This is a genomic window from Vibrio sp. THAF190c (genome assembly GCF_009363355.1).
Lineage (GTDB): Bacteria > Pseudomonadota > Gammaproteobacteria > Enterobacterales > Vibrionaceae > Vibrio > Vibrio fortis_A.
In genome coordinates, this window is record NZ_CP045338.1 from 1623139 (window position 1) to 1642463 (window position 19325).

Genomic DNA, 19325 nt, shown 5'->3' on the forward strand with positions numbered 1-19325 from the left:
GTTTTAGGGCGTGGATTATACGGATTTTTATTTAAGGTTGAAATAGTCAACGCGAGATAACCTCACCTCTTATTGACAATACTGTTCTATATCAATCCGATTCAAACAAAAACAGCAAGCGATGTGCTTGCTGTTTTGTCTAAATGTTGGAAGCCGTTTTATTGATCAGCTGGAATATATGGCAATACTCGCAATGTTGGTTCTGGCAGTGTAAAGCTGCTCGCGCCGTCAAGCTCGGCAATGGTAAAGCGAGCACGACCTTGCTCAATTGCTATTGTTTTGCCATTTGAAAGGCTGATTTCACTATCGAGTTGATTTGGGAATTCCAGTGTTACACCTTCAATATCAGGTGTGAACCAACTAGAAAACATACCGCTGAGGTCTTCTAACATGGTCTGCATTTGCGGTAGAAGTGTTTCTATATCGCTAACCTGTACTTCGCCTTGTAGTGGCTCTTTGGTCATGACTACGAGTGAGTATGCGCACTCTTCTTCTGTTGTATGAACGAAGATTAAAGGATTCGCTGATCGCAAGTTTTTGTCGATAGGAATCAGAAGCTCATTGCCTGAAGAAACCTCTAAATCTTCGTAGTGCTCTTCTTTTTCCATCCAAGACTTACGAATGTGACAAGTCGTATTGTTGGCCTGATCTACAAAAAATACAGCAACTTTTACGTCTTCGTGACCTTCTTTAAGGTTGTTCTTAAGTTGCGTGTAGAGTTTTGAATAGGTGAACATGTACTCTTGGGCAGCAGCGGGCAGAGAAAGCCCAAGACTCAATGAGGCTAGAATAGCAAGCGTCGTCTTTTTCATGGTACTTCTTATAATTGTTGAGCTAGGAAACAAAAAAGAGCAGCGTTAACCAGCTGCTCTTTGTTCATTCAATCGGTTATTTGACCCAGTATACCTTGTTGTGGCGTATCATGGCTTGTAAATCAGTCACATAGTCGGCACCACGTTCAGAATATTTCAATAAACCTTCGGTTAGCTTAGTCGCAGCATCAAAAGTTAATAGGTCTTCGCCTTTATTGGCCAGTTCCGTTCTGATACCGCGTAGGTCTTGATAGGCTTTATTTCTATTTAAGTTCATGAAATAGCGGTGAACAGACTCTTGGCTAGAAGAGAATTTCGCCACTTCATGGGTGCTCCCTTCGTTACGTTGTAATGGCACAAGCCCACAACCTTTACTGTAACACCAATGCCCAAAGTAGTTGTTTGCTTCGGTTGCGAATCGAGATGTACCCCAAGCAGACTCATTGGCTGCTTGCGTCAGAACAAGTGCTTCTGGAAGCACGTTTACTCGGTTCAGCATTTCTTTCAACCACGCCTCATCAATACCTGCAGTAGGCTGCGGTAAGCTGTAGAGCTTGGCTAACCTTTTCGCGTACGCTTTGTCTTCCGAATCTGCATTAGAGATGCCCTTATCGGCAAGGCTTTCTAAAAATGAGCGCTCTTTAGCAATGCGGCGGTTTTCAAGATTGATACTTGGACGTAAATAGTCGAAGAAGGCTTTTTTCTTCGCGTTGGTATCTTCAATTGCAGCGAAGTTAGGCTTCCCTGATGGCAGGTCCAATTCTGGGATAACATTTGTCGCCTTTGCTTCAGTTTTCTCGATAGATGCCTTTCTACGTTCCTCTTCCTCATTATAGAGGTAAGGACCAACTAAGGAGACCGAGCCTACCAATGCTAAAGCCGTAACCTTGAGTGCAAGAGAACGGCCTTTGTGTGCTGAATCTGAACTATGCATCGAAAACCTGTGAGTCGTTGTTATTGTCGTCATCACCTTTTGGTTTATCTGAAGCGATAAGTTTCAGTTTGATGCCGAACATTTCACGATACAGAATGCCTTTCACATGGAAGAAGAAAGGTAAAACGAAAATCAAACCAATGCCGTATAACATTGCGGCCGCAATAAACATCAACATCACCATCAGGTAAATCGCAGCAACCGTGAATATCTTTTTGTTCACTGCGCGTAGTGACAGCAGTAAAGATTGCATCGGCGGCACTTTCTTATCACAGATCAGCAGGATCGAATGAGTAAAGGCTAAAGAGAAGTAAATCGACAAGAACGGCAGAATCATACCTGCTATACCCTGCAGCATTAAGCTAAATAGTGTTGCTAGGATCACTGGTACCGTGAATTGCAATCCTTTACCGATATGGCGCAGTTTGGTGTTTAAACCTGCAGCGTGGCTCATCGCCATTAGACTGATGCCTGCGTATACCGGCGCGCTGATAACTTCGTAGCTAAAGTTAGCAATGAAAATCGACTCAACGATCTGTGGTGTAAATGCTTCAGGATCAATCACCGCATCAAGGATAATACCTGGGTCACCAAGCTGTAACTTGAGAGCGATATAAAAGATAGCAAGCTGGACAAACATTAAAGCAATAATGGCTGGCGAGAAGTTTAAGAAGTGACTAATCGTATGCTTCCAAGCTTCTTGGAAAACAGCTGTCGCTTTCAGTTCGTAATCCCCAGAAAGTGCTCTGTCGATACTGCCGCCTAAATTAAAGTCTTTTTCGATGTCATTATTCATAGTGATACCTAGGTGCGCTAGCGAATTCGAAGCCACCTAACTTATTGATAAAAAATTGGCTTCATTATACTCATATGTCGAGTGCAAACTAAAACTTGATTCTGTAACAAGGCTTGCTTTTGTGCGTTAATGGTTAATAATTAAACACTTATTTATGCAGAAATGCCTCAAATATCAGTATGGTAAAGGATGTTTACTTTTACCTGCGAAATTTTTTATCAATCAACGATAAAAAATGCTTTGAATTCACGATTTTGGTGATTATGATGCGCGCCTTAAAAGTGTGTAGCAACAGGTCTTGAAAAGGACCAAGGTGGAGAAAAACAGACGTTGAACGCTAAACAATCAGTAGGAAAGCCAGTAGTACAACTCACTGGTATTAGTAAAAGTTTCGATGGTAAGGAAGTCATCGGCAATCTTGATCTAAATGTCAATCACGGTGAGTTCCTCACCATCTTAGGCCCATCCGGTTGTGGTAAAACCACAGTACTAAGAATGATTGCGGGTTTTGAAACGGCAGATAGTGGTCAAATCCTATTAGCTGACCAAAATGTTACCCAAGTTCCTGCTGAACAAAGGCATGTAAACACTGTTTTCCAGAGCTACGCCCTATTCCCACATATGACTGTCTTCGACAATGTGGCATTTGGTCTACGTATGCAGAAAGTTCCGAGCGCCGAGATTGAACCTCGCGTAATGGAAGCTTTGAAAATGGTACGCCTAGAACAGATGGCGCAACGAAAACCACACCAACTCTCTGGTGGTCAGCAGCAACGTATCGCGATCGCGCGTGCGGTTGTTAATAAGCCTAAAGTTCTACTGCTGGATGAATCTCTATCGGCGCTGGATTACAAACTGCGTAAACAGATGCAGATTGAGCTTAAGCAGCTTCAGCGTCAACTTGGTATTACGTTCATCTTTGTAACGCATGACCAAGAAGAAGCGCTATCGATGTCAGACCGTATTATCGTTATGCGAGACGGTGTTATCGAACAAGATGGTACACCACGTGAAATCTACGAAGAGCCTAAAAACCTATTCGTTGCGCGTTTCATTGGCGAGATCAACGTGTTCGAAGCAACCGCAATTTCTCGTCAAGACGAAAAGCGTATTGTGGCAAAGATTGAAGGTGAAGACTCTATTATCTATCACGATAAAGAGATCACTGAAGGACAAAAGCTGCAAGTTCTATTAAGACCTGAAGACCTTCGAATCGAAGAGATCAAAGAGTCTGAGCAGCGTGGCATTGTTGGCCATATTATCGAGCGTACCTATAAAGGCATGACGCTGGATTCAGTTGTTGAACTGGAATCTGGTATGCGCGTAATGGTAAGCGAATTCTTCAACGAAGATGACCCAGATGTTGATCACTCACTGGGCCAAAAAGTTGCTGTAACTTGGGTTGAGAGCTGGGAAGTGGTGCTAGAAGATGAGCAAGAAGTTTAATTTACAAAACGCCATTATTGCTTTAATCACTGGTTGGCTTGTTATTTTCGTGATGATTCCAAACATCATGATTATTGGTACAAGCTTTCTAACTAGAGATGAAGCGAACCTTATCGAGATGACATTCACGCTCGATAACTATGTTCGTTTAGCTGACCCGCTGTACTTCAAAGTCTTAGCGCATTCGTTCTACATGGCGATTGTGGCAACACTACTTTGTTTAGTGATTGGTTACCCATTCGCTTATATCGTAGCGAAAATGCCGGCTAAATGGCGCCCTTTCATGCTGTTCTTAGTGATTGTTCCTTTTTGGACAAATTCACTGATTCGTACTTATGGCTTGAAGATTGTGTTGGGTACCCAGGGCGTGTTGAACAAAAGCTTGATGGCGTTGGAAATCATCGATAAACCGATGCGTATTATGTATACCGAAACGGCCGTAATGATCGGCTTGGTATACATCCTATTGCCATTCATGATTCTGCCACTCTACTCTGCGATTGAGAAGTTGGACGATACCTACATTGAAGCGGCAAAAGATTTGGGCGCGAATAAATTACAGACGCTACTTAAAGTCATTTTGCCACTAACAATGCCAGGTATTATTGGCGGCTGTTTGCTTGTTCTGTTACCAGCGTTGGGCATGTTCTACATTTCTGACCTATTAGGCGGCGCGAAGAACCTACTGATTGGTAACGTGATTAAGAGCCAGGTACTGAATGCCCGAGATTGGCCGTTTGGTGCGGCAACCAGTATCGCGCTAACGGCAGCAATGGCTGTGATGCTTTATGCCTACTATCGTGCGGGCAAGCTATTGAATAAGAAGGTGGAGCTAGACTAATGGGGCGCACAGTTAAGTTCAGCTTTATGACATTGGTATATGGTTTTCTATACTTACCAATCATCGTATTAATCGCAAACTCGTTTAATGCGAACAAATTTGGCATGAAATGGGGCGGCTTCACCACCAAGTGGTATGACGCACTGATAAATAATGACAGCCTTATGCAGGCAGCATGGCACTCTCTCAATGTTGCTGTGTTCTCTGCAACAGCAGCGACAATCGTGGGCAGCCTAACGGCTGTGGCACTATTCCGATACCAGTTCAAAGGTAAAGGCGTTGTAAACACTATGCTGTTTGTGGTGATGATGTCACCTGATATTGTTATGGCAATCTCGTTACTGGCTCTGTTTTTGGTAATGGGCGTACAGCTTGGGTTCTTTACCCTACTCGCGGCTCATATTACCTTCTGTCTACCGTTTGTCGTGGTGACAGTGTACAGTCGCTTGAATGGCTTTGATGTCAAAATGCTGGAAGCAGCAAAAGATTTGGGCGCGAGTGAGTGGACGATCTTGAAACAGATCATTCTTCCGCTAGCGAAACCTGCTGTTGCTGCGGGTTGGTTACTGAGCTTCACGTTATCGCTTGATGACGTGATTATCAGCTCGTTTGTGACTGGTCCAACATATGAAATCTTACCATTGAAGATCTATTCAATGGTGAAAGTGGGAATTTCACCAGAGGTTAATGCCCTTGCAACGGTTATGCTTGTGGTCTCGTTGATACTAGTTGTTGCTTCTCAACTGCTAGCAAGAGAAAAGATCAAGTAAACCTCACGTGTAATTCATAAACAGAATGGTGAAATCGCCATTCTGTTTTTCTATCTACTGCCTTTTAGGCAACGTTTAGTTCGGAGCTAACGTCAATGAAAAAATGGGCTACTTTATTAGCTGGTAGTGCATGTGCGCTTTCTATGTTTTCTGCGTCTGTATCTGCAGAAGAGAACAAAGAATTAGTGTTTATGAACTGGGGTCCTTACATCAACAGTGAGATCTTAGAGAAGTTCACAAACGAAACAGGTATTAAGGTTATCTACTCTACTTATGAGTCAAATGAAACCTTATACGCGAAGCTAAAAACGCATAACAAAGGCTATGACCTTGTTGTGCCATCAACCTACTTCGTGTCTAAAATGCGCGATGAAGGTATGCTACAAAAAATTGATAAGTCTAAGTTAAGTAACTTCACTAACCTAGATACTAATTACCTAGACAAGCCGTACGATCCAAACAACGACTACTCTATTCCTCACGTTGTTGCGATCACAGGTCTTGCTGTTAATACAGATATGTATGACCCAGAAGAATTCCAAAGCTGGGCAGACTTATGGAAGCCTGAGCTTGAAGGCCAATTGATGATGATGGATGATACGCGTGAAGTGTTCCACATTGCTCTTCGCAAGCTAGGTTACTCAGGCAACACAACAGACGAAAAGCAAATCGACGAAGCTTACGCTGAATTACAAAAGCTGATGCCGAACGTACTTGTGTTTAACTCTGATAACCCAGGTGCGCCATACATGTCTGGTGAAGTTGGTCTAGGTATGCTTTGGAACGGCTCTGCTGCTGCGGCTCAAAATGAAGGCCTGCCAATTAAACTGGTATTCCCAAAAGAAGGTGGTATCGGCTGGGTAGATAACTTTGCAATTAGCTCTGGTGCTGTGAACGTAGAAGCGGCGCATAAGATGATCGACTTCCTACTGCGCCCTGAGATTGCAGAGCAGATCTCTCGTGACACTGGCTACCTAACCGCAGTAAAAGCATCGAACGAGAAGTTCAAAGATAGCCCTGCGCTATTCCCTTCTCAAGAAGATCTAGACCGCGTTGAATGGCAAGCGGCAGTTGGCGACAAAACCGTGAAATATGAAGAGTATTTCATGAAGTTGAAAGCCGGCCAGTAGGGTCTATAATAATTTCAATGCAATAGGCAGCTTAGGCTGCCTATTTTCGTATTAGACTGCTATAATCCGACGCGATTTTTATAAATCGATTCACATTGGGTCCGCAACCCAGATTCAAATCAAACAAATGAACGGAACAGTAATGAAAAAAACACTGTATACCGGCGCATTGTGTGCTGCTACCTTACTTTCAACTCCTTCTTTCGCAGCTGACCAAGAACTGTACTTTTACAACTGGTCTGAATACATCCCTAACGAAGTGTTAGAGGACTTCACTGAAGAGACTGGAATTAAAGTTATCTACTCTACCTACGAGTCTAACGAAAGCATGTACGCTAAGTTAAAAACTCAAGGTTCAGGTTACGATCTAGTTGTACCTTCTACTTACTTCGTATCTAAGATGCGCAAAGAAGGCATGCTTCAAGAGCTAGACAAATCTAAGCTAACTCACTTTGCTGATTTGGATCCAAACTACTTGGACAAGCCATTTGACCCAAGCAACAGCTACTCTATCCCATACATCTGGGGTGCTACGGGTATCGGTATTAACTCAGACATGCTAGACAAGTCTTCTGTTAAATCATGGGATGACCTATGGGATACACAGTGGGAAGGTCAGCTGATGATGATGGACGACTCTCGTGAAGTGTTCCACATTGCTCTAACAAAGCTGGGTTACTCTCCAAACACAACTAACCCAGATGAAATCAAAGCGGCTTACGAAGAGCTGAAGAAGCTAATGCCAAATGTATTGGTATTCAACTCAGATTTCCCAGCAAACCCTTACCTAGCAGGTGAAGTTTCTCTAGGTATGCTTTGGAACGGTTCTGCATACATGGCTCGTCAAGAAGGTGCAACAATTGACATCATCTGGCCAGAGAAAGGCGCAATCTTCTGGATGGACAGCCTAGCGATTCCATCAGGCGCGAAAAACGTAGATGCGGCACACAAGATGATCGACTTCCTACTACGCCCTGAAAACGCAGCAAAAATTGCTCTAGAAATTGGCTACCCAACGCCAGTTAAAACGGCATACCCTCTTCTACCAAAAGAGTTTGCTGAAGATCAGAACGTTTTCCCACCACAATCTGTAATGGACAACGGTTTTTGGCAAGACGAAGTGGGTGAAGCGAGCGTTATTTATGACGAGTACTTCCAAAAACTAAAAGTAAACAACTAGTTTATTTTTATAATGAATATGAAAGCGGCGTTGGCCGCTTTCTTTTTATCTAAACTTTATATAGGATAAAAATAAACAACACGAAGTGCGATTTAATATGAAGGCAAACCCTATACTATTGATTGTCACTCTAATGCTACTAGGCTCCTTTGTGATGCTTGGCTTGAGCTCTGTGACAGACATAGATTCAAACTACGACTTATTCTTTGAAACCAATACGCTGATCATCGTAATTTATGTCTATGCTGTTGCTCGAAAAGCGATACTCCCTCATAAGATCTTGCACTTCGGTGCTCTGCTCCTTATTTTCAACCTTTGTTATGACGTCGCAACAGAACTCGAGAGGCTTGATGAATGGGCAGACCGCCATGAACTCATTGATACTTTTCTTGAAGATGGTTTACTGCAGATCGCGTTTTTGCTTATCGCGATTGGTATTACCCAACTCACCTCCTCCATTAAAGCTCAGAGCCACATTGATGAGTTGACGGGCCTGTTTAACCGAAAGAAATTCGACACAATTACACTCGCCGAGTTCGATGTTATCTATCTGGACCTTGATGGCCTAAAACGCGTGAATGATTTAAAAGGTCATAATGTAGGTGATCTCATGATTGTGCGCTTCTCTCAGGTACTTCGCCAAGCTGCGGTTCAGGACGAGTTACTATTTCGAATTGGTGGCGACGAGTTTGTCGTGGTTGCACTCAAAGGACGTAGCGCTGAATTTATAGATCAGGTTGTCAATCTGCTTCACGGCGAAAATATTGATTTTTCATATGGTGTAGCCCCTGCGACACAAGACACTTTTCAACAGGCCTTGGTTGCGTCAGACAAAGCGATGTACACCATGAAAAAGGCCAAGCACAGCTTGAAGTGTGTTTAATTTGCTGTAGAAGGAGCTTTGTTATAAGACAAAACACAAGTTTGTTTTTGCTCTGTAAGTCGCACTTCGTGTGAACTATTGCTTGAGTCTCTGTTGGTTATGCTAGTCTTTTTTTGTTGTAGTTCAGAAGGATAAAAGACGTGAAGCCGATAGATGATATTGATGACTATGAAATTGAAACTGATCCAGAGATTCTTGCTGAGCTAGAAGAAAAACGTCAACTCGTAGACCTGATTCAAAACTACGGGATGACCAGTGAAGAAGCTATCGCTTTCTATGCCAAAAAGCATTAACCGTGTATGAGTAGTGCTGTTGAATCAGACCAAAAACAAACAAGGCATCACATTGAATCGTGATGCCTTGTTTTTATACAAACCGATAGACTATTTTTCCTTTCAAGCTCTTAAACTTTTAGGCTCTTCGTATAGGAGTTCTGAAACTAATTTTGGGACCTCAATGCTTGCCTTACCATAACGCTTTTCAACAAATTCGCTTTCTACAGCGCTTGGCTCTAGATTAATTTCAATAGTATGAGCGCCATGCATTTTCGCATCATGGACAAAGCCTGCAGCTGGGTACACTACGCCAGAAGTACCGATAGAAATAAATAGATCCGCTTCTTCTAACGCTGAATAGATATCCCCCATACGTAGTGGCATTTCACCAAACCAAACAATGTGAGGCCTCATCTGAGCTGGGATTTGGCAACAATGACATAGCTCACCAGTCAGAATGTCATCTTTGTGCTCGATAACCTGATTCGATTCACTGCAACGGGCTTTTAGGAGTTCGCCGTGCATGTGTATCACATTGTCGCTACCGCCTCTCTCATGAAGGTTATCGATATTCTGTGTGATAATGGTGACTTTCCCATCTAAACGCTTCTCAAGCTCCCCTAGCGCTTTGTGTGCAGCATTAGGCTCAATATCGGGGCTTTGCAGTCCTTTACGGCGCTTATTATAAAATGCTTGAACCAAATCAGGGTCTCGTTGAAAGCCTTCGGGGGTAGCCACATCTTCGATCTTGTGGTTTTCCCATAAGCCGTCCTGCGCACGAAAAGTTTGTATTCCTGATTCTGCCGAGATCCCAGCACCTGTGAGAATCACGATATTTCTGTATGGGAAATTCATATTACGTCCTTATCAATATGTCACTTTGTAACAGCTTAGCATTGTTCAAATTCCAACAATAGTTTTGGGGATTAGACCATGGTCTTATGTGCATGTATTCATTGGTCATTTGTGAACTAGCTTGAGTTTTGAATAGGAAAAACGGTGAAGCGACGACTGTTGAATCGGGTTTTGCTCTTTATCGCTCTTTACAAAAAATGAAAAAAGCGACCGAAGCCGCTTTTAATTTCTGTATCTAGAGGTAAGAAGATTACTTTGTTTAAAGGTTAATCTTCGCTTACAGATGAGATCTTGTGAATGGATAGATCCGCACCGTTAAATTCATCTTCCTCGCTTAAACGAAGGCCTGTCACTTTGTTTAGGATGCCATAAACGATGAATGCACCACCAACTGCAATGACAATGCCTGCAATAGTACCCAGAACTTGTACCACAAAGCTCACACCACCAAGTCCCCAGAATGCTTGTTGGCCAAAGATACCTGCTGCGATGCCGCCCCATGCGCCACAAACGCCGTGTAGAGGCCAAACACCTAATACGTCATCAATCTTGGTTTTGTTTTGCATGTAAGTAAATAGGTAAACAAATAGCGCGCCTGCGACACCACCTGTTACTAGTGCACCGAGTGGATGCATCAAGTCTGAGCCTGCACAAACTGCGACTAAGCCCGCTAAAGGACCATTGTGAATGAAGCCTGGGTCGTTCTTGCCAGCAAACAGTGCAGCTAGAATACCGCCAACCATCGCCATGAGAGAGTTCATTGCAACTAAGCCGCTAATGCCATTGATTGCCTGCGCTGACATTACGTTAAAGCCAAACCAACCGACACAAAGAATCCATGCGCCTAACGCTAAGAAAGGAATGTTTGATGGTGCGAAGTTGGTGTGCTTACCCGCACGAATACGTCCTTTACGCATTCCCAGAAAGTAAACTGCGACCAATGCAATCCAACCACCTACGCCATGTACGACGATTGAACCTGCGAAGTCATGAAAGCCATAACCTAACTGCGCTTCGAACCAATCTTGTAGGCCAAAATTCCCATTCCAAATAATGCCTTCAAAGAACGGATAAACCAGCCCGACCGTAAACAAGGTCGCCAATAACACTGGGTAGAAACGCGCGCGCTCTGCGATACCACCCGATACAATTGCTGGAATCGCCGCAGCAAACGTCATTAAGAAGAAGAACTTCACTAACTCATAGCCATTTGCTTGAGCCAAGGTATCGGCATCAGCGAAAAAGTGTGCGCCATAAGCAACCCAATATCCGATAAAGAAATACGCAATGGCGGAAACGCCAAAATCCGCAAGAATCTTCACCAAAGCGTTTACTTGGTTTTTCTTTCGTACCGTACCTACCTCTAGGAAGGCAAAACCTGCGTGCATCAAGAAAACCATGATGGCACCAAGTAGTAAAAACAGTGTGTCCGAACTTTGCGTCAAGTTCTGTACTGCACTATGAACTTGCTCGACTGACTGGCTCATTAAAGCTAACTCCTTTTGCTTTATCATTTGCACTGATTGTGTGCGTGTTAAATGATGTAATTATTTAAAGACTCAATAGTTAGGCAAGATGCGTTCCAAACAACATGAACTGAATAAGCGCAGTTTGCACTATTAGGTAACTTATTGATTAATAGAGATTTGAATATTTAGTGGCACAATTTTGGTGAGCAACAGGATGTAAGTTGTTAATCTTATTTGCACCAAGATAGTGAGATGCACCATAAAGATGCGTGCAACATCAAGGGATTGGCTGAGAGGATTTAGAAAGCAGACAATAAAAAACCCAGCAAAGAGCTGGGTTTCAAATAGAACAACTTAAGAGTGTTGTTACAGGTTTGGTCCTGTCGAAGCTTTTTGAGGCAAACCTTGCTTCAGGCGGGTCATTCCTTGGTACATACGAATAAACCAAACCACGATGGCAATAGCACCAAACAACATTCCCACGTAAGGGATGTAGTATGCAATCTCATCGATGAAATGACTCTTATACCAGTAGTCGTTTACACCTTTCAAAACGCCATTTGACGTTGCAACAGTAACGATCAATACCACAAAGTAGGTCAGATTCAGGAAGAAAGTACGGATTAGACCGTAGTAATGGGAGTCAATGACTTCCCCATCCTCTCCTTTGTCTAGACGATAACCCGCATAGACAATAGCGATCACACCCGAAATCAGACAAGTAAATGGCGTAAAGCAACTTAGTATATAAGCAACCCAAATACCTTTATGAGGTTTGTTCATTCGGCTTTACCTCTTTTGCTGTTTGCGAGACGTTTTCTGTGTTCGAACCAGTTGTGTCACCTTGTAGTGCTTCCTGTTTCTCTTTAGCCATGACTTCTTCGTACCAAAGGTCGTGGTGCTCTTTAGCCCAAGTTTCGTCAACTTCACCCGTTACCATACCTTCTAGCGCCCCTTCCATACCAAACAGGCCGATATAGATGTGGAACACAAAGCCACAGATTAGGATCAGTGCCGCTAGCATGTGAACTAAGTTAGAAAGCTCCATATCACGACGTGTTTGACCAAAGATTGGGAAGTCTAGAACTAAACCACTGATCGCAACGACGGTACCTACAACGATAAGTAACCAAAACAGTGCTTTTTCACCAGCGTTTGAAAACTCTGCTGACGGGTGTGAGCCTTTATGCTTACCAACCATACCACCAAGCTTCATAAACCACTTAAGATCGACCATCTTGAAGATAGACTTACGCCACCACTTCACTAGTACGCACATTAGCAGTACATAGAAAATTGGACCGATGTAGTTGTGGTATTGCTTAGCGAGCATGATGATAAAGCCCCAAAAATCCGTTGGGATATAAGGCTTTAAGAAGTGCTTACCATAAACCAACATTAAGCCGCTGAAGGCCAAAGTTAGAAAGGTAAACGCCATGCTCCAGTGAAGTGCTCTGTCTAAACGAGACCAACGTTTTATCTTACGTCCGGTTCTCGGCGCACTTAACATGAGCGGGCCAATCACAATGTACATCAGAGTAACAAAGGCAATACTACCGAAGATAGCAACTGCGCCTGCCGGAGACATCCACTTCTCTTTTAAGATGTACCACGTTTGTCCGGGAGTACTGATTAGCATACCGTGCTCAGCAGATTGAGACGTTGTGTAGCCTGTCTCACCTTCACGCACTTGTCGCCAAAAGTCTGCACCCGCCAGTTGGGTCATCTCACGCTCTGCGGTATTCGCTTTCGTCTCAGCAGCGTGACTCATTGGAGCCAGCATTGTCAGTGCTGCCAATAGCGGCAGCACGACAAATGAGAGACGTTTTAACAATGAAAGCATACGTCTCTCCCTACTTAGCTCTTAGTCGCATCGTAAGATAGGTCGTTACCATTGGTCCAACCCGCGCCTTTTGCGCCACGCTCTACAACACGTTGACGGAATACATCAGAGACTTTCTCTGCGTCACCCGCTAGAAGCGCTTTAGTTGAACATAGTGATGCACACATTGGTAGCTTGCCTTCAGCAATACGGTTCGCACCGTACTTCTGACGCTCTTCAACAGAGCCCGCTTCAGTTTCAGGACCGCCTGCACAGAATGTACATTTGTCCATCTTACCGCGCTCACCAAAGGCTTCCTGTTTAGGGAATTGTGGTGCGCCAAACGGACAAGCGAATAGACAGTAGCCACAACCGATACACAGATCTTTGTTGTGAAGTACGATGCCGTCTTCAGTGTGCTCGAAACAGTCTGCAGGACATACCGCCATACAAGGCGCGTCAGTACAGTGCATACAAGCAACCGAAATAGAGTTTTCACCCGGTTCGCCATCGTTCAGTGTTACAACGCGGCGACGTTGGATACCCCACTCTAGAGCATCATCGTTTTCGTTTTTACATGCAGTGACACAGCCGTTACATTCGATACAACGCTTAGTGTCACAAAGAAATTTCATTCTAGCCATTATTGGACTCCTTAAGCCTTACGAATGTTACAAAGGGTTACTTTCGTTTCCTGCATCAACGTTACAGGGTCATAACCATACGTGGTTGCTGTATTTGCAGCTTCACCAATAACATACGGGTCAGTGCCTTCAGGATACTTAGAACGTAGGTCTTCACCTTGGAACTTACCGCCGAAGTGGAATGGAATAAATGCCAGACCAGGCTTCACACGACGTGTGACAAGAGCTTTCACCTTAATACGGCCTTTCTCTGCACCTTCAACCCAAACATCATCGCCATCTTTAAAGCCGATGTCGTTTGCGTCTTTCGGGTTAACTTCAACGAACATCTCTTGTTGAAGTTCAGCAAGCCAAGGGTTAGAACGAGTCTCTTCACCACCACCTTCGTATTCAACCAGACGGCCAGAGGTTAGGATGATTGGGTACTCACCAGACTTATCTTCTTCTTGAATCGATTTGTACAAGGTTGGTACACGGAAGATCGCTTCTTTGTCATCCCACGTTGGGTAGTCAGCAACTAGGTCACGACGTGGTGTGTACAGCGGCTCACGGTGAAGTGGTACGCGGTCTGGGAATGTCCAAACAATCGCACGCGCCTTCGCATTACCAAATGGGATACAACCGTGCTTAATCGCAACGCGTTGGATACCGCCAGATAGGTCAGTTTTCCAGTTCTTGCCTTCAGCAGCTGCTTTTTCTTCGGCTGTTAGATCGTCCCACCAACCCAGTTGTTTCAGAAGCTTGTCACTGAACTCTGGGTAGCCGTCTTTGATTTCGCTTCCTTTCGAATAGCTGTCTTCTGCCAGTAGGTTTTTACCTTCGAATTCAACACCAAAACGGGTACGGAAGTTACCGCCGCCCTCTGCAACAGGCTTAGATGTATCGTAAAGGATATGAGTACCAGGATGTTTCATCTCTGGTGTGCCCCAACATGGCCAAGGCATACCGTAGGTTTCCCCGTGGATTGGGCCGCCTTCCGCTTCCAACGTTGTTTTGTGGAATGTGTGCCAGTTTTGTTGGTGCTCTTTAATACGCTCAGGGCTTTGACCTGTATAACCAATCGTCCACATACCTTTGTTGAACTCACGGGTTAAGTCTTCAATCAGTGGCTGATTGTTCTCAACGCGGATGTTTTTAAACAACTGATCTGCATAACCTAGCTTCTTAGAAAGTAGGTACATGATTTCGTGGTCAGGCTTAGAGTCGAACAGTGGATCAACCACTTTGTCACGCCATTGTAACGAACGGTTTGATGCTGTAACACTGCCGTAAGTTTCGAACTGAGTCGTCGCTGGAAGTAGGTAAACGCCGTCAGTACGATCGTTCATTACCGCTGCAACTGTTGGGTATGGGTCAACAATAACCATCATATCCAGCTTCTGCATCGCCTTCTGCATTTCAGGGCCACGAGTCTGAGAGTTCACCGCGTGACCCCAGTAGAACATTGCGCGAATGTTTTCACGTTGGCGGATGTTGTCTTTATTTTCTAAAACACCATCAACCCAACGAGATACAGGAATACCCGCACTGTTCATTGGTTTCTGACCGCCGTAAGCGTTGTCATCGAAACGGCCTTTCACCCAGTCAAAATCTAGATCCCAAACTTTCGACCAGTGACGCCATGAACCTTCAGAGAGACCGTAGTAACCTGGAAGTGTGTCTGATAGTACGCCAAGGTCAGTTGCGCCCTGTACGTTATCGTGACCACGGAAAATGTTAGCACCGCCGCCTGATTTACCGATGTTACCTAGTGCAAGTTCAAGTACACAGTAAGCACGAGTGTTGTTGTTACCTGTGGTGTGTTGAGTACCACCCATACACCAAACAATACAACCAGGTCGGTTTTCAGAAAGCAGTTTCGCTGTGTGGTAAACGTCAGCTTCAGATACGCCAGTTACGCGCTCAACTTCAGCTGGTGTCCATTTTGCGACTTCTTCACGGATCTCATCCATACCAAATACACGTTGGCGAATGAACTCTTTGTCTTCCCACTTATTTGCGAAGACATGCCATAGCACGCCCCAAATAAATGCGACGTCAGAGCCCGGACGAAGTGATACGTAGTGATCAGATTTGGCAGCTGTACGAGTGCGGCGAGGATCTGCAACAACGATCTTACAGTTGTTCTTCTCTTTCGCGATCAGGATGTGCTGCATCGCAACTGGGTGTGCTTCTGCTGGGTTTGAACCAATGAACAGCATCGATTTACAGTTGTGCATGTCATTGAACGAGTTTGTCATTGCACCGTAGCCCCAAGTGTTCGCTACACCTGCTACTGTGGTTGAGTGACAAATACGCGCTTGGTGATCGACGTTATTGGTGCCCCAAAGTGACGCCATTTTACGGAATGCGTAAGCTTGTTCGTTACTGTGTTTCGCACTACCAAGGAAGTAAACCGAATCAGGACCAGACTCTTTACGAAGCTCTAGCGCTTTGTTACCGATCTCTTCAATCGCTTGTTCCCAAGAAAGCTTCTTCCACTTACCGCCTTCCAGTTTCATTGGATACTTAAGACGACGTTCACCGTGGCCGTGCTCACGCAGTGCTGCACCTTTCGCACAGTGTCCACCAGCGTTGAATGGGTGGTCAAATGCCGGCTCTTGGCCAGTCCATACACCATTTTGAACCTCAGCGTAGATACCACAACCCACAGAACAGTGAGAACAGATCGTACGTTTGATCTCAGTTTTCGCATCAGGATCAACCGATTTCGCTTGTGCTTTCTTCATCATGCCTGGAGCAAATAGGCTTGCACCTACTACAGCGCCACCAGCAGCCAATGAAGTGTTCTTCATGAATGCACGACGAGATACGCCGAGCTGATTGGTTTCCTTGCTCACACTATCGGAGCGTTTGACTAGTTTCATCCTTTATCCCCTATAGTGTGTCGTAGTAGTCGCGAATATGTTGCGTTTCACGGTAGCCAGTCTTCTTCACGTCTTTTTTGGAAAGGTCAGGCGTTTCAGCCGCTGATGCCACTGTTGAAGTTCCAGCGACAACAGCACCCGCTACGGCTGCAGTTGTTAAGCCTTTGAGTAAGTCCCTACGGCTTGTATTTACTTCTTTATTATCTTTCATCATTGCTTCCTTACCTTACGGTAGATCTTTATGGAGGCTTACTGCCCCTCTATCGATATGATCGAGTACTGCTCGATTACTCGTAATCAGTGACGTTTTTCACATCAATTTTTGATTTGTGCTTACTGCCTTTGGTATTCACACTAAAACGAACTTGTTCTAGCGATAGGAATGCTTGGCATAGCTGAGCGGCCGGCTTGTAAAAGTTGGCGTGTTCCGCACTCTCCGTTTGACGAGTGAAAGATTCAAACCAAGGTGCAATATGTTTATTAAAAACAACTTGTTGAAGCTCTTCCTCTTCACCGGTTAGCATCGCCATGACTTCACAAAGAGCTGAAATATGATCTTCTGGCTCTTTTACGTTTTCATCGCGCTCAATACCAAGAAGCTCAAGATCGTGTCGGATCTCAGCGAGTGGCTTTTCCATCATTGCGCCAGTCATATGCCATGAACCAAAAGGCATGACTTCACCACGGCCAATACCGATGAAAAGGTCTTGGTATTCGTCTTCTAGTGCTTCACGTTCAGATTGAATTGCGGCTTGTTGAAGCGAAATCCACGCTTTTTGCATGGCACTTTCCGACTCTTCAATTTCTAGAGATTTTAAAAAGTCGATCATCTCTTCTGTTGGAGCACTACGAAACAGTGCGGATAGAACTAGGTAGATATCTGTTCTTAATGTTTGTTCTTGTTCTGAATGAGTATCCAAAGCCAACTCCTAGTATTTCAGTTGTTTCAATGGGTCTTGAGCCATCGAATCGAACATATCGATGACACGGCAGTCTTCACACATAGCAATACGATTGATCGCTGCTTCGTCTGAAAAGTGAGAGTGACCGCGTAACTTGTTTTGCAACATATCAATCATAGATTGAGGAGCAAAAGGCTTATGACAACGAATACACTCCGCTGCTTTCTCTTCATGGATCACAACGGCCTTCTGACGCTCCTCTTTCACCCAATTCATACGAGGCGTTAGAGTCAGAACATTTTCAGGACATGCTTTTTCACAAAGACCACATTGAACACAATCTTGCTCAATGAATTTTAGAGATGGAGATGTGCCATCGGTATGAAGTGCACGAGTTGGACATACCGCCACACAACTCATACATAACGTACAATCTTTGCTTTCACACGAAACGTTGCCGTAAGGCGCGTTCGATGGAAGCTCAACAATATTCTCGACAGGAATTCGTGATGTGCTTAGTGCATCAAGAGCAGTAAATAGACGCTGGCGCTTATTACCTTGAAGGTCGCCAAGTGCCAAATCAAACGAATCGGTACAAAGTGTAGGTGCACCCTCACGAAGAGATTCAAGGTAAAGGATATCTACTGTCTCTTTTGCTACACCAATTTGATCCAACAGTTCTTGAGCAATACCGACTTCGTTATTAAGAACACGAATAATGGTTTCTGGCATAAAGCGAGACGCTGCAAACAGAACCTGAGTTGCACCATTTACTAACGCTGCAAACCACGAATCAATCCCTACAGAAGGAAGCTCTTCAACAACAACCGGAATAACATTGTCTGGAAGTGCTTTAAGTGCCATCACGTTATATGTTTCATGACGAGAGCTACAAATCAGAACGATCGGGTCTAGGCCCCCTGCTTTCTCATAGTTGGCTAACGTGCGTTCAATGAACTTTTGAGTGTCATCTGGATTAGGAAGTGCGTAACTGATCGCTTCAGTTGGACAGCTTGTTGCACAAGTACCCACGCCTTGACAAAGGTACGGGTTAATTTCGATGCGATGACCGGTTTTGTCTGTACCTTCACTTGATAGCGCACCTGCTGGACAAGCATCAACACAACGCTCACAACCTTTAACGCCACGAGAGCTATGCGCACATAAGTCGGTATCTAAACGGAAGAATTTTGGCTTATCGAACGTACCCATTAGCGTTGGGATTTCTTCTAGTGCTTCAGCCAACTTCGGATAGCCACGTCCAACTGGGTAGTAACCCGGAACTGGAACCTCTTCAGTCATGCAGCTGTTTAGGCATAGGTCTAGCACAACATCAAAGCAATCGTGATTAATAGCAACTTTCGCTAAATTGCTCGTCGTCCCACGGTTTTCAATAACCACTTCAAACGTACCTAGGAAACCCGATACCTGAACCGAATTAGCGAAATAGAGTTCACTGTTTGAACCCTTCTCTCCATCCGTTGACAGCAGAGTAAGGCTAGTCAATTGAGGAAGCTGTGCAGCCGCGCTCTCAATGATTGCAGTTGGCCCTATGATTAGGGTATTACCACCACTTTCATAACTTACTGTTGGTGGAATAAGGTTGGTTAACTCTACGGTATTTTCAAAAGCATAGAGTCGCGCTTTACCATTATTTGTTGTTGCTTCTTTTAATAGTTCTTTAAGCATTGCTCAGTTC

19 protein-coding genes are annotated in these 19325 nt (G+C 44.4%); 7 read left to right on the top strand and 12 right to left on the bottom strand.

Annotation, left to right across the window (positions count from 1 at the left end):
• Window positions 1–158: 158 nt before the first annotated feature.
• The 3 genes from FIV04_RS07230 to FIV04_RS07240 form a co-directional block, all read right to left on the bottom strand.
• Entirely contained in the window at window positions 159–812 is a 654-nt protein-coding gene (locus FIV04_RS07230) for a DUF2987 domain-containing protein (protein ID WP_152468692.1), read from the bottom strand.
• Window positions 813–888: 76 nt separating this feature from the next.
• Entirely contained in the window at window positions 889–1746 is an 858-nt protein-coding gene (locus FIV04_RS07235; RefSeq protein WP_152468693.1) for a glucosaminidase domain-containing protein, read from the bottom strand.
• Window positions 1739–2542, bottom strand: a complete 804-nt coding sequence (locus tag FIV04_RS07240) for a membrane protein (RefSeq protein WP_032549058.1) — start codon at window positions 2540–2542, stop codon at window positions 1739–1741. The genes FIV04_RS07235 and FIV04_RS07240 overlap by 8 nt, the downstream gene beginning before the upstream one ends.
• Window positions 2543–2872: 330 nt before the next feature.
• Here FIV04_RS07240 and potA point away from each other — a divergent pair, with 330 nt between their 5' ends.
• The 7 genes from potA (at window position 2873) to FIV04_RS26900 (ending at window position 9085) form a co-directional block, all read left to right on the top strand.
• Window positions 2873–3988, top strand: coding sequence for a spermidine/putrescine ABC transporter ATP-binding protein PotA (potA, locus tag FIV04_RS07245; protein WP_032549057.1), 1116 nt, complete (start codon window positions 2873–2875; stop codon window positions 3986–3988).
• Complete coding sequence (gene potB / locus FIV04_RS07250; RefSeq protein ID WP_032549056.1) at window positions 3972–4829, top strand: spermidine/putrescine ABC transporter permease PotB; 858 nt, start codon at window positions 3972–3974, stop codon at window positions 4827–4829. Before potA ends, potB begins: the two co-directional genes overlap by 17 nt.
• Window positions 4829–5599 (top strand): spermidine/putrescine ABC transporter permease PotC, encoded by a 771-nt coding sequence (gene potC, locus FIV04_RS07255; RefSeq protein ID WP_032549054.1) that lies wholly within the window; start codon window positions 4829–4831, stop codon window positions 5597–5599. The genes potB and potC overlap by 1 nt, the downstream gene beginning before the upstream one ends.
• Before the next feature lie 95 nt (window positions 5600–5694).
• Entirely contained in the window at window positions 5695–6729 is a 1035-nt protein-coding gene (locus FIV04_RS07260; protein WP_032549053.1) for an extracellular solute-binding protein, read from the top strand.
• Window positions 6730–6871: 142 nt separating this feature from the next.
• Window positions 6872–7909 carry an extracellular solute-binding protein gene (locus tag FIV04_RS07265; protein WP_150872425.1) on the top strand — a complete coding sequence of 346 codons (1038 nt, stop codon included), beginning with the start codon at window positions 6872–6874 and terminating at the stop codon, window positions 7907–7909.
• 97 nt (window positions 7910–8006) lie between these two features.
• Entirely contained in the window at window positions 8007–8792 is a 786-nt protein-coding gene (locus tag FIV04_RS07270; protein WP_172974230.1) for a GGDEF domain-containing protein, read from the top strand.
• A gap of 140 nt (window positions 8793–8932) precedes the next feature.
• Window positions 8933–9085 carry a hypothetical protein gene (locus tag FIV04_RS26900; RefSeq protein ID WP_160168782.1) on the top strand — a complete coding sequence of 51 codons (153 nt, stop codon included), beginning with the start codon at window positions 8933–8935 and terminating at the stop codon, window positions 9083–9085.
• A gap of 102 nt (window positions 9086–9187) precedes the next feature.
• Here the strand turns inward: FIV04_RS26900 and cobB are convergent, their stop codons facing one another.
• The 9 genes from cobB to FIV04_RS07315 all read right to left on the bottom strand — a co-directional run bounded on the left by cobB (window position 9188) and on the right by FIV04_RS07315 (window position 19315).
• Window positions 9188–9922 (bottom strand): Sir2 family NAD+-dependent deacetylase, encoded by a 735-nt coding sequence (gene cobB / locus FIV04_RS07275; protein WP_032549049.1) that lies wholly within the window; start codon window positions 9920–9922, stop codon window positions 9188–9190.
• Window positions 9923–10188: 266 nt separating this feature from the next.
• A complete protein-coding gene (locus FIV04_RS07280; protein WP_152468695.1) occupies window positions 10189–11409 on the bottom strand; it encodes an ammonium transporter in 1221 nt (406 codons plus the stop codon).
• A gap of 348 nt (window positions 11410–11757) precedes the next feature.
• Window positions 11758–12174, bottom strand: a complete 417-nt coding sequence (locus FIV04_RS07285; protein ID WP_032549046.1) for a hypothetical protein — start codon at window positions 12172–12174, stop codon at window positions 11758–11760.
• Window positions 12158–13234, bottom strand: coding sequence for a formate dehydrogenase subunit gamma (locus tag FIV04_RS07290; protein ID WP_152468696.1), 1077 nt, complete (start codon window positions 13232–13234; stop codon window positions 12158–12160). The genes FIV04_RS07285 and FIV04_RS07290 overlap by 17 nt, the downstream gene beginning before the upstream one ends.
• 14 nt (window positions 13235–13248) lie before the next feature.
• Complete coding sequence (gene fdh3B, locus FIV04_RS07295; RefSeq protein WP_032549044.1) at window positions 13249–13857, bottom strand: formate dehydrogenase FDH3 subunit beta; 609 nt, start codon at window positions 13855–13857, stop codon at window positions 13249–13251.
• An 11-nt stretch (window positions 13858–13868) separates the two neighbouring features.
• Entirely contained in the window at window positions 13869–16724 is a 2856-nt protein-coding gene (locus FIV04_RS07300; protein ID WP_152468697.1) for a formate dehydrogenase subunit alpha, read from the bottom strand.
• Between the two features lie 10 nt (window positions 16725–16734).
• Window positions 16735–16935, bottom strand: coding sequence for a twin-arginine translocation signal domain-containing protein (locus tag FIV04_RS07305; protein ID WP_032549042.1), 201 nt, complete (start codon window positions 16933–16935; stop codon window positions 16735–16737).
• Window positions 16936–17011: 76 nt separating this feature from the next.
• Window positions 17012–17644, bottom strand: a complete 633-nt coding sequence (locus FIV04_RS07310; RefSeq protein ID WP_152468698.1) for a molecular chaperone — start codon at window positions 17642–17644, stop codon at window positions 17012–17014.
• Window positions 17645–17653: 9 nt separating this feature from the next.
• A complete protein-coding gene (locus FIV04_RS07315; RefSeq protein WP_152468699.1) occupies window positions 17654–19315 on the bottom strand; it encodes a 4Fe-4S dicluster domain-containing protein in 1662 nt (553 codons plus the stop codon).
• Between the last annotated feature and the right edge of the window lie 10 nt (window positions 19316–19325).